Annotated in this window: 10 protein-coding genes; 7 read left to right on the top strand and 3 right to left on the bottom strand. The window is 43.7% G+C overall.

Going from position 1 to position 12288, the window contains the following annotated elements:
* Positions 1-4: 4 nt before the first annotated feature.
* Genes DXA74_RS06465 through DXA74_RS06475 form a run of 3 tightly spaced genes read left to right on the top strand, consistent with a single transcriptional unit; the run spans position 5 to position 5229 of the window.
* Positions 5-1111 carry a restriction endonuclease subunit S gene (locus DXA74_RS06465; RefSeq protein WP_118525951.1) on the top strand — a complete coding sequence of 369 codons (1107 nt, stop codon included), beginning with the start codon at positions 5-7 and terminating at the stop codon, positions 1109-1111.
* Entirely contained in the window at positions 1108-1983 is an 876-nt protein-coding gene (locus DXA74_RS06470; protein WP_118525952.1) for a hypothetical protein, read from the top strand. Before DXA74_RS06465 ends, DXA74_RS06470 begins: the two co-directional genes overlap by 4 nt.
* A gap of 12 nt (positions 1984-1995) precedes the next feature.
* Positions 1996-5229, top strand: a complete 3234-nt coding sequence (locus tag DXA74_RS06475) for a type I restriction endonuclease subunit R (protein WP_118525953.1) — start codon at positions 1996-1998, stop codon at positions 5227-5229.
* 27 nt (positions 5230-5256) lie between these two features.
* Here the strand turns inward: DXA74_RS06475 and DXA74_RS06480 are convergent, their stop codons facing one another.
* Positions 5257-6831: an Rne/Rng family ribonuclease gene (locus DXA74_RS06480; RefSeq protein ID WP_118525954.1), complete on the bottom strand. Its 1575-nt coding sequence runs from the start codon at positions 6829-6831 to the stop codon at positions 5257-5259.
* Between the two features lie 262 nt (positions 6832-7093).
* Entirely contained in the window at positions 7094-7372 is a 279-nt protein-coding gene (locus DXA74_RS06485; RefSeq protein ID WP_118525955.1) for an HU family DNA-binding protein, read from the bottom strand.
* Positions 7373-7540: 168 nt separating this feature from the next.
* Here DXA74_RS06485 and mutY point away from each other — a divergent pair, with 168 nt between their 5' ends.
* The 4 genes from mutY (at position 7541) to DXA74_RS06505 (ending at position 11218) form a co-directional block, all read left to right on the top strand.
* Positions 7541-8587: an A/G-specific adenine glycosylase gene (gene mutY / locus DXA74_RS06490; protein ID WP_118525956.1), complete on the top strand. Its 1047-nt coding sequence runs from the start codon at positions 7541-7543 to the stop codon at positions 8585-8587.
* A 163-nt stretch (positions 8588-8750) separates the two neighbouring features.
* Positions 8751-9188: a single-stranded DNA-binding protein gene (locus tag DXA74_RS06495; RefSeq protein ID WP_118525957.1), complete on the top strand. Its 438-nt coding sequence runs from the start codon at positions 8751-8753 to the stop codon at positions 9186-9188.
* A gap of 23 nt (positions 9189-9211) precedes the next feature.
* Positions 9212-10561, top strand: a complete 1350-nt coding sequence (gldE, locus tag DXA74_RS06500) for a gliding motility-associated protein GldE (RefSeq protein WP_199666100.1) — start codon at positions 9212-9214, stop codon at positions 10559-10561.
* A 3-nt stretch (positions 10562-10564) separates the two neighbouring features.
* Complete coding sequence (locus tag DXA74_RS06505; RefSeq protein ID WP_118525958.1) at positions 10565-11218, top strand: 4'-phosphopantetheinyl transferase superfamily protein; 654 nt, start codon at positions 10565-10567, stop codon at positions 11216-11218.
* 120 nt (positions 11219-11338) lie between these two features.
* Here DXA74_RS06505 and DXA74_RS06510 read toward each other — a convergent pair whose 3' ends face one another.
* Positions 11339-12238: a helix-turn-helix domain-containing protein gene (locus tag DXA74_RS06510; RefSeq protein ID WP_118525959.1), complete on the bottom strand. Its 900-nt coding sequence runs from the start codon at positions 12236-12238 to the stop codon at positions 11339-11341.
* Positions 12239-12288: the final 50 nt, after the last annotated feature.

The following is a 12288-nucleotide window of genomic DNA, read 5'->3' on the forward strand; positions in this document are numbered from 1 at the left end:
TAGTATGGGTGAGTGGAAAGAATATAAATTGGGAGAAGTCTTAACCTTTCAACGTGGATATGATTTGCCTAAATCTGAAATGAATGGTGGAGATATTCCTGTTGCAGGTTCTAATGGTGTAATTGGGTACCATGATCAATACACAACAAAAGGACCTGGTATTACAATAGGTCGTAGTGGTAATATTGGTGTTCCTAAATTTTATAAAGATAATTTTTGGGCTCATAATACAACTTTATATGTAAAAGACTTTCACGGAAATGATGAGAAGTTTATGTATTATTTTTTACAGTTGGTTGATTTTACCCAGTTTAATAGTGGTAGTGCCGTTCCATCTTTAAATAGAAATCATATTCATGAATTAAATATATTTATACCTTCATTAAAAGAACAAAAACGTATAGCTTCTATTTTGAATTCTTTAGATGATAAAATAGATTTGCTTCTTCAGGAAAATAAGACTCTTGAAGCAATGGCAGAAACATTGTTTCGCAAATGGTTTATTGAAGAAATTCAAGAATATTGGAAAGAAGGTACGTTGGACGATATTTTGTCTGTAAAAGGTGGCACCACTCCTAGTACCAAAGAACCTAAATATTGGGATGGTAGTATACCTTGGACTTCTCCTAAAGATGTCACCACATTAAATGGAATTTATCTGTTTGATACTGAACGAAAAATAACACAAGAAGGGTTGAAGCAGATCAGTTCAGGACTTCTACCAGCAGGTACATTGTTAATGTCATCAAGAGCACCGGTTGGAGTATTAGCTTATGCGGAGGTTCCTTTAGCTATCAATCAAGGCTATATTGCAATAATTGATGATAAAGGTTACGCAAAAGAATTTATATATCTGTGGCTCAAGGCTAATATGGATATAGTGCATAGTTATGCTAATGGTTCAACTTTTATGGAGATTAGTAAGTCTGCGTTTAAATCTTTAAGTTTACTGATTCCACCAAAACAAATTGTTGCTGAGTTTTGTAAAATCGTAAAACCAATTTTTAATAAAATAAAAATAAATGAATTACAAATAAGAACTATAAATAAAACAAAGGATAGAATATTGCCTAAATTGATGTCTAATGAAATAAAGATAGATGAATTATGATAATGGATAAATTAATAAATTCAGGGATACTTACACTCTCGGTGGTATTGTTGGCTATAATTGCTATCATTTTCCTTTTTTTGAAATATCGTCAAAACGATGGAAAGTGTAAGGTGCACATGTACTACATTTCAGGTTTATTGATTTTTATAATTATAGAACTGATAACTTATGTTTGTGTAAATAACAATAATACAGATCAGATTGTGGACTATATATCCTTTGCCTCTACTATATCTTCATTGTTCCTTTCTGTAGTCGCTATTATTTATGCGATTGTTTCTAATAATCAAGGAGAGGCCCAGTATCAGAAAATAGACAGAGCTTCAGATAAGATATCAGTATCAGTAGATAGATTTTCTTTGATTTCAGAGAGTTTATCAGGAAGTATAGACTCTATTTTGTTAAAATTGGATGAGATAAAAGTGATATCAAGTGAAACAAAAAATGCAGTAAGCCAGAATAATCAGAAACGTTCTATTGATTCTGTTTCAGCTTCAGTTGGAATGGATGAGACTGATAATAAATTGATGCAAAAGATTGTCGAAAGATATGTGAAAGCTGGTTCTTTTTATGGAAATATTGTCTTATTAGCTTGTATACTTTCAAATGAAAAAAAATTACGTTTTAAAACATCGGACATTGTTCCTGATTCTTCAACTTATTTATATGGTTATATTATAGCCTCCGCGGCCTTAGGAATCATAGCGATGCATATAGATGATGATTATATAACAGTTGACTCTATCTCTTCTTTTTTGTCGAAAGAAATTTTGCTTGAGGAGATAAATAATTTCATAGAAAAGTCAAAACCTGAAGTGAAAGAGTTTAATAGAAATGTTTTTGAGAAGGTTAATAAGTTTTTTGAATAGATTAAAAACAGCATGCTTGTTCTTTCAGAATCCCAAATAGAATCTTTCGCCATTCAGCTTTTTGAGCATCTTGGCTACAAATCGCTTTACGGTCCGGATATTGCTCCCGACGGACCGAATCCTTTGCGTGCGTCTTTTGAGGAGGTCGTGTTAAAAGAATCTTTGCGTAAAGCGGTGCGACGTATCAATCACGAACTGTCAGCTGCGGTTTGTGAAGAGGCGGTCAATGAGGTGCTACGTATCGCTTCGCCTGATCTGCTGGCTAATAATGAGTTATTTCATCGCATGCTGACGGAAGGGATTTCGGTCTCAGTACATCACGAGGGAGCTGAGCGGGGAGAATTGGTTTGGCTGGTTGATTTTGAAAACCCGCTGAATAATGAGTTTACAGTGGTTAATCAATATACCATCATAGAAAACGGACGAAACAAACGACCCGATTTGATTTTGTTTGTCAACGGTTTGCCTCTGGTGGTAATAGAATTGAAGAATGCGGCAGACGAAAATGCTACGGTTCAAAGTGCATACCGACAGATAGAAACTTACAAGACGGCAATTCCTGCTCTGTTCACTTATAATGCTTTAATTGTAGTTTCCGATGGATTGGAAGCGCGTGCCGGATCTTTATCGGCAGGGTTTAGCCGTATGATGGCATGGAAAAGTGCTGACGGTAAAGCAGAGGCATCCCATTTGGTCAGTCAGTTGGAAGTCTTGGTTCGGGGCATGCTGAATAAAGAAACTTTGTTGGATTTGATACGTTCTTTTACTGTTTTTGAGAAATCAAAGACGGAAGATATAAAGACACATATTACCACAATAAAGACTATAAAGAAGATTGCGGCCTATCATCAATATTATGCGGTAAATAAGGCTATAGAATCAACGGTGCGTGCCACGGGCATTAATAAGAAAAATGATGCTTCTTTGCATGAGTCTCCTATAAACTATGGACTTGTAGATGCAAGAACTCAGCCTGTAGGAGATCATAAAGCAGGAGTTATATGGCATACTCAAGGATCGGGAAAATCGCTTTCTATGGTTTTTTATGTCGGTAAAGTGGTGCGTATGCTGAATAATCCGACTATTGTAGTCATTACGGACCGTAATGATCTGGATGATCAGTTATTTGGAACATTTGCCGATTGTAAACAGCTTCTGCGCCAAACTCCTGTACAGGCCGATGATAGGGAGACATTAAAGAAACTTCTACGAGTTAATTCCGGAGGAGTGGTATTTACTACCATTCAAAAGTTCCAGCCGGAAACAGGCAACGTTTATGAAACCTTAACTAACCGAAAAAATGTTATTGTTATTGCTGATGAGGCCCATCGGTCTCAGTACGGATTCAAGGCCAAAACCGTAGAGGTCAGAAACGAAGCTGATGAAGTGATTGGTTCGGAAATCAAATATGGATTTGCCAAATACTTGCGTGATGCTTTGCCTAATGCTACTTTTCTGGGCTTTACTGGTACTCCCATTGAGACTGCTGATGTAAATACACCGGCAGTGTTCGGGCATTATGTAGATGTTTATGATATAGCTCAGGCTGTAGAAGACGGTGCTACAGTGCGTATCTTCTATGAGAGTCGTTTGGCCAAAATCGAATTGAGCGAAGAAGGGCGTAAACTGATAGAATCACTCGACCGGGAGTTGCAAACTGAGGAGATGAACGATGTTCAGCTGGCTAAGGCCAGATGGACACAGCTGGAAGCATTAATAGGAAGTCCGGCACGTATTAAAAATGTAGCCCGGGACATTGTAACACACTTTGAACAGCGTCAGGAAGTGTTTGAGGGAAAGGGGATGATTGTGGCTATGAGCCGTCGGATTGCTGTCGCTTTATATGATGCCATCATCGCTTTACGTCCGCAATGGCATTCTGATAATCTGGATCAGGGAGTAATAAAGGTTATTATGACTTCAGCATCGTCCGATGGTCCGGAGATTTCGCGGCATCATACCACAAAAGAGCAACGTCGCTTATTGGCAGAACGGATGAAAGATCCGGAAGACGGACTGAAACTGGTGATTGTGCGCGATATGTGGCTTACCGGGTTTGATGCGCCATGCCTGCATACATTGTATATTGACAAACCGATGCAAGGACACAATCTGATGCAGGCAATTGCCCGTGTGAACCGTGTGTACAAAGATAAACCGGGAGGCTTGGTGGTGGATTATCTGGGTATTGCTTCAGATTTGAAGAAAGCGTTATCGTTTTATTCGGATTCAGGGGGAAAAGGCAATCCTACAGAACAGCAGGAACAGGCTGTTGCTCTGATGGAAGAGAAACTGGAGGTGGTACAGCAACTTTTGTATGGTTTTGATTATCTTTCCTATTTCAAAGCAGATATATCCCAGAAATTATCCGTCATCTTACAGGCTGAAGATTTTATTCTTGGTCTTGATGAGGGAAAGAAACGCTTTGTGAACGAGGTCAATGCTTTGTCAAAAGCATTTGCCATTGCTATTCCTCATGAGCGGGCGATGGAAATAAAGGAGGAAGTAGCCTTCTTTCAGGCTGTAAAGGCCAGACTCTGTAAGTTTGATGCATCTTCTTCTCAGAAAACAGGTGAGGAAATAGAAACAACAATTCGTCAGGTTGTAGATAAGGCGCTGGTTTCGGAAAAAGTAGTGGATATTTTTGATGCGGCAGGTATCAGAAAGCCGGATATATCTATCCTTTCCGAGGAGTTTCTTATGGAGCTGAAGGGTATGGAGCATAAGAATATAGCTTTGGAAGTGCTACGAAAATTACTGAATGATGAGATAAAGGCGCGTATGCAGCGAAATCTGGTTCAAGGGAAAAGTTTGATGGAAATGCTGGAGGCTTCTATCAATAAATATCACAATAAGGTTATTACTGCTGTAGAAGTGATTGATGAACTGATAGGATTGAGCAAACATATCGTAAAGCAGGATAGTGCAGCAAAGAAACTAGGTCTTTCGGAATATGAATTTGCTTTTTATTCTGCTGTAGCTGCCAATAATAGCGCAATGGAACTGATGGGAAAGGATAAATTGAGAGAACTAGCCGTTGTCCTGACAGAAACGATACGTAATAATGCCTCTATTGATTGGGAAATGAAGGAAAATGTGCGGGCAAAAATGCGTGTTGCTATTAAACGATTGTTGCGTCGGTATGGATATCCGCCAGATATGCAGATGCTGGCAACAGAGACGGTCATCAAACAGGCTGAAATAATATCGGGCGAATTGATAAAAGGGCAGAACAAGGAAGAATAGAAAAAGGGGCTCTGAAAGCCCCTTTTTTTATTTGCTGTCTACTTCTTCTTTCATATCGATTTCCTGTCCGTTACCGTCATAGAATTCATATTGCAGGAAGGCAAGTTTCTGGCTCGGGATGATCTTTACCCCGAATCCGTATTTCATCTGCCATTTCCGCTTCAGCGACAGAAAACCCTGATTGATGTAGGCTGCCACGTAAGGATGTACGTGCAGTGCGAACTGCTTCATTCCGATTTTGTTTACCAAAGTGTTTATTTTGCCTTCAAGAATATCGGTAAACAAATAGCTGGATTTGATGGTGCCCTTTCCAAAACAAGTGGGGCATGTTTCCTCAACGTTTACGTCCATAACCGGGCGTACGCGCTGTCGTGTGATCTGCATGAGTCCGAATTTACTCAGCGGAAGGATGTTATGGCGCGCGCGGTCCTTTTTCATGTTTTCGCACATGCGCTCATAGAGTTTTTGTCGGTCTTCCGCCAGATTCATGTCAATGAAGTCCACTACGATAATTCCTCCCATATCTCTTAATCTCAGTTGGCGTGCCAGCTCATCTGCTGCACCCAGATTCACGTCCAGGGCGTTGGCCTCTTGTCCGTCTTTCGATTTGGCACGGTTTCCACTGTTTACGTCAACCACATGAAGCGCCTCCGTATGTTCGATAATCAAATAGGCTCCATGCTTGTAGGAAACGGTTTTTCCGAACGAAGATTTAATTTGTTTGGTGATGTCGAAGTTGTCAAAGATAGGTAACTTGCCGGTATACTTCTTTACAATTTTTGCACTTTCCGGGGCGATAAGCGTTACATAATCCTTAACTTCGTTGAATACACTTTCGTCATTGATGTAGATATTCTCGTAGGATGGGTTGAACAGGTCGCGCAACATGGCTACAGTGCGGCTGGTTTCTTCGTAAACCAGTTCCGGCAGTTTGGTTGCCTTCTGAACCTTGGTCATGGTTTCTTCCCATCGTTTCAGCAATATCTTTAATTCGGTGTCGAGTTCAGCCACTCTTTTTCCTTCGGCTACGGTTCTGACAATTACTCCGAAATTCTTCGGTTTAATGCTCTGGAGCAATTGCTTGAGTCGTGCTCTTTCCTCGGAAGACTTGATTTTTGAGGAAACGGAAACTTTATCGCTGAAAGGAATCAGAACCAGGTATCTTCCCGGAAAAGAGATTTCGCAGGTAAGACGGGGTCCTTTGGTGGAGATTGGTTCTTTTACGACCTGTACCAGCACTTCCTGTCCCGGCTGAAGGATATTCTGCACACTTCCTTCCTTGTCCAGTTCCGGCTGCATGGTCGCTTTGGCCATGGGATAAAGTTTTTTTCGGTCGCTGACTACTTGTTTGAGATATTTTTGGTAGGAGTTGAATTGAGGTCCTAAATCCAGATAATGCAGAAAAGCGTCGCGTTCGTAGCCCACATTGACAAAACATGCATTGAGTCCCGGCATCATCTTTTTGACTTTTGCCAGATAGACATTGCCCACGGCAAACGACACGGACAAGCCTTCTTTCTGAAATTCCACCAGTCTTTTATCTTCCAGAAGAGCGATGGATATTTCTTTGGGTTGGACGTCTACTACTACTTCGCTGGTCATTTCTTCTTCATTTCGATTGGTTTATGATCTCTTATTTATACAAAGAACAAACTTGCGTAGCTCTTCAGAGAAAAGCACGGCAAGTTTGTTCTTTGTGTTTGTCCACAGACAAGCTACAACAGACTATTTGCTCTTATGTCTGTTCTTTCTCAGTCTTTTTTTACGCTTGTGAGTAGCCATCTTGTGTCTTTTTTTCTTCTTTCCGCTTGGCATAGCTTTTAAATTTTATAAGTTAATACTCTTGTTAATATTTCTCGGATTTTTATTTTTTTACAGCATCCACAAAAACTTTTGCAGGCTTGAAGGCCGGAATGTTATGCTCTTCGATAATGATTGTAGTATTCTTGGAGATGTTTCGAGCTGTTTTCTGAGCGCGTTTCTTCAAGATAAAGCTACCGAAGCCGCGAAGATAAACATTCTCCTCATTAGTTGTCAAAGATTCCTTTACGGTGTCCATAAATGCTTCTACCGTGGTTAAAACCGTCGATTTGTCAATTCCGGTTTTTCTGGAAATCTCATTTACTATATCTGCTTTTGTCATTTTGTGTAAATAATTATTATTTGTAATTCTCTAATTCCTAATTTTTTGGAGTGCAAATATATAGCTTTTTGACGAGGAAATGAAATATATTCAAAGATTTTTCTTTAAAAAAGCTGATTATTACTGATTTGGATTGTATTTTTGTGCCTCCAAAGCTGAAAAAATTACATGAAACGAACAGATTTCTCAAAAATACTCCTGACCTGGTATCGGGAAAATGGTCGGATTTTACCCTGGCGCGAGGACTCCGATCCTTATAAGATATGGATTTCGGAGATCATTTTGCAACAGACGCGTGTGGCGCAGGGCCTGTCGTATTATCTGCGCTTTATGGAGCGTTTTCCGGATGTGCAGACACTGGCGGCTGCCGACGAGGCCGAGGTGCTGAAATATTGGGAGGGTCTGGGCTATTACTCCCGGGCACGGAACCTGCATCAGGCTGCGCGCCAGATTGCGGAGCTCGGTGCCTTTCCCGACAGCTATGAGGAAATCCGCAAGCTGAAGGGAGTGGGCGACTATACGGCGGCAGCCATAGCCTCGTTTGCCTTCGGACTGCCGCATGCGGTGGTCGACGGTAATGTCTACCGCGTGCTGTCCCGTTTTCTGGGACTGGACGTGCCGATTGACACCACGGCCGGAAAGAAACTGTTTGCGCAGAAGGCCCATGAACTCTTTGATGCCGCCCGGGCGTCCGACTACAATCAGGCCATTATGGATTTTGGGGCCTTGCAGTGCGTACCCAAGAATCCCGACTGTGCCGGATGCCCGTTAGCGGCAGCCTGCATGGCCTATAAAACGGGATGCGTGGAAGACCTGCCCGTGAAACAGGGACGGCAGACCGTGCGGCCGCGCTTCTTTACCTTTATTTATATAGAGCATCAGGGGCGGCTGGCTTTCTGGCGCCGTCCGTCGGGCGACATCTGGGAAGGACTCTGTCAGCCGCTTCTGTTGGAGTGGGAGGGCGCCTTGCCCGATACCGAGGCGTTGCAGGCCCGTCTGTCCGGTTTGCTGCATGTCCCGTCGGCCCTGTTGCAGCCTTTGTCCCGTCCGGTGCGCCAGCGTCTCAGTCACCAGCTGCTGCATGCCTCGTTCTATGGGTTGCCGTTGCCCGATGCGCCCGATCCGGCCTGTTTGCCTGCCGGTGTCTTCTGGGTAGAGCGTGACGAAATAGGGCAGCTGGCTTTTCCGAAGATGCTGGCGGCCCTGAAGCTGTAAGCCTGTATTCCAAACGTAATATTTGCGGGTTTCGTACGGTTTTCAGGCCGTCCGCCCTCTGTCGTTTCGGGCATTTGGAATAAAAAAATTCTGCATTTTTTGGGTGGTATCGTGAAATGATGCTATCTTTGAAGCGGATTATCTGATATTAAGGAGGAATTTTATGTCACTGAACAAGGTTATGCTGATCGGGAATGTGGGAAAAGACCCCGATGTACGCTATCTGGACAACGGAGTTGCCGTTGCCTCTTTTCCTTTGGCTACAACCGAACGTGGCTACCGTCTGCAGAACGGAACCGAAGTGCCCGACCGTACGGACTGGCACAACATCGTGCTGTGGCGCGGACTGGCCGAGGTGGCAGAAAAGTACGTCCACAAAGGAGATAAACTATATATTGAAGGTAAGATAAAGAGCCGTTCGTATGATGACCAGAACGGTGTGAAACGCTATATTACGGAGATCTTTGCAGACAACATGGAGATGCTTACTCCGCGTGCTGCAGCCGCTCCGGCACAGCCTGCTCCCGCTGCCGCCGAGGCAGCGCGCAACCTGTCCTCTGTGGCCGGGACTGATGCTACGAACGATGATTTGCCGTTTTGATTGTATAACTTAATTTTTTTATTTTGGACACGGAAACGTTTTTAGAACCTTTACAGAATCTTTTTCAGGGTGTAACCATCGTTGCACCGAGTTTCGGAGCCTGGGTAGCTTTGGCCTGTGCCATGTTGTTGCTTCTCTGTTCCGGTTTTGCTTCAGCTTCGGAGATTGCCTTCTTTTCTTTGTCGCCCACCGACATCAATGAAATAGAAGAAGAAAAACATGAATCTGACCGAAAAATCATGGCTTTGAAAGCCGACTCCGAGCGATTGCTGGCCACCATTCTTATTGCCAACAATTTTGTGAATGTGGGAGTCATTATGCTGCTGAACTTCTTTTTTGCCCAGGTGGTGGATTTTGGAGCAAATGATTTGCTGGAGTTCCTGTTTATGACTGTATTACTTACTTTTCTTTTGCTTCTTTTCGGCGAAATTATGCCTAAGATTTACTCTGCGCAGCACACGCTGAGCTTCTGCCGTCTGGTAGCCCCTTCGTTCCATCTGATCGAGCGCCTTTTCTGGCCTTTCTCGTCCGCACTGATGCGTTCCAAGAAAATTGCCGCCAAGGTGGTGCAGAAAGAAAGTCACGCACTTTCTGTCGACGAGCTGGAGCAGGCTCTGGAGCTGACCGACAAGAAGGAAATCGCCGAGGAACAGAACATGCTCAAGGGAATCATCCGTTTTGGCGATGAGATGGCCCGCGAGGTGATGACACCGCGTATCGACATGGTGGACCTCGATGTGAAGACCCCTTTCCCCGATGTCATGAAATGTATTTTGGAACACAATTACTCCCGAATCCCTGTATATGCCGACTCCAAGGATAATATCAAGGGAGTGCTTTATATCAAGGATTTGTTGCCCCATCTCAACAAGCCGGCCAATTTCCGCTGGCAGTCTCTGATCCGTCCGCCGTATTTTGTGCCCGAAACCAAGATGATCGACGATCTGTTGCGCGACTTCCAGACCAACAAGGTGCACATTGCCATTGTGGTGGATGAGTTTGGAGGAACTTCGGGACTTGTTACGATGGAAGATATCATCGAAGAAATCGTGGGTGACATCAACGACGAGTACGACGAGGATGAACAGATGTATACCAAACTGTCTTCACAGGCCTATATCTTTGAAGCCAAGATTCTGCTTACCGACTTCCTGCGCATCATGAATCTTGCCGATGATTTCTTTGAAGAGGTAGAAGGCGATGCCGATACTCTGGCCGGTCTGTTGCTCGAAATCAAGGGAGAATTCCCGCAGATTCACGAAACCATCGAATATAAGAACATCAAGTTCGAGGTGATGGAAATGGATGAGCGCCGCATTCTCAAGGTGAAAGTGGTGACCGACGAACCGATTACTTACCCCGAGGACCATTAATCCATGCCTGTTATCCGAGACATCAACGAAGGGAACTTCCGTTGCTGCGTGTGGCAGACCGTGGAGACAATGGAACAGCTGCTCAGCCTGTTGCCCGACGGGGGCTGCCGTTGCCACGAAGAGGCGCAACAGCGTTTTACATCCCCCAAGCGCCGGTATGAATTTGTGGCCGTGCGTGTCTTGCTCCAGCAGATGCTGCCCGGAGCAGTCATTGCCTATCACGAAAGCGGAAAACCCTATCTGCAATCTTCGCCGTGGCGGATTTCCATTTCGCATACCGACGGCTTTGTTGCCGTAATCCTCTCTTTGCATGGAGAGGTGGGAGTAGACATCGAGCAATACGGGGAACGTGTTTGCCGCGTGGCTTCCCGTTTCATAAGTTCCGAAGAGTCTGCCTCCGGAGTGTGGGAACAGCTTCTGCTGTGGTCGGCCAAGGAAACGGTCTATAAGATGATGAATTGCCGCGAGGTGGATTTCCGGGAGCATCTGGTTTCTTCCTGCCGGCAGCCCGACAGCATCCGCGAAGCGGGATGTCGGGGCAGTTTGCAGATGCAGACCCGGCATCCGGAGCACTGCCGGACCTATCATGTATTTTTTGAAACCGCGGAACGCTTTGTGCTGACCTACTCTTTTTCTTCGGATTCGGCACAAGGCTGATAACCATAAAAAACGATCCCAATGATTTCGCCAAGTCATTGAGATCGTTTTTCTTATTCATCCTGATGTTTTTTCCAAAAGGACTTTTAAAGGGAACGCACCAGAATTCTTATTGTGTTTTTATAGTAAACTGTTTTTCAGGATGCGCTCCCGATATTCTTTGGGAGACACACCGAGACATCGCTTGACATACTTCCCAAAAAAGGAGAGATTGGGAAAATTCTGCTCGTTGGCAATCTGTTTGATTGATTTTTCCGGACAGCGCAACAAGTATTCAATATCCTGTATGACATATTGCGTGATGATGGCGAGCGCTGTTTTCCCCGAAAGATTCTTGCATACGGCTGTGAGATATTTCGAGGTGACGAACAGTTTCTCGGCATAGAAAGCCACGCTGCGTTCCTTGGGATAAGTAGACACGATGAGTTGTAAGAATGAGTTGAACAGGTTTGTGGATGAGTTGAAATTGTTCGGTTCCTTCTTGATTCTATCCGACACATCGTGCATTTCGTAGATAAAGGCCTGAAGCAGGGCATTGATCAGTTCTTTCTGGTGAGGATGAGGCTCGGCCATGAGTTTGGATTTCAGCAATTCATAATATTGCTGGAATATATTCTTCCCTTCTTCGCCGGTCTTTATGATGGGGTTGTTTTCAAAGAAAAGGCGGCCTTTCCAGTTGTTGGAAGACACCAGAAAGAGCTGTTTGGCAAATTCGGGCGACAGGCAGAATCCGTAGCATTCAAAATCTGCCGAGGCGTGATCCTTCTGGAATATGGTCTGCGGCTGGCAAATAATCAGATCGTTGGTTGTGGCCGTGTAGAATTTGTTGTTCAGAAAGAAGGTCACGTCACCCTTCTCACATAGGATAATCAGAACGGCATCTGCTTTTATGGAGGAAACAGGCATGGTGTCCTTCTTTTTCAGATGGTCGATTATGGCTATGCGTTCATCGTGATATACCGTGAACTTTTTGGCTATGTTTATAAATGTTGTGTCTGTTTTGAATTTGTTGTTTATCATATTCTCCTTTACCCGTTGGCGGAATTAATTTAGCGCATACTTAACCCTGC

Origin of the sequence: Bacteroides sp. OF04-15BH (genome assembly GCF_003477995.1) — a bacterium.
GTDB lineage: Bacteria > Bacteroidota > Bacteroidia > Bacteroidales > Bacteroidaceae > Paraprevotella.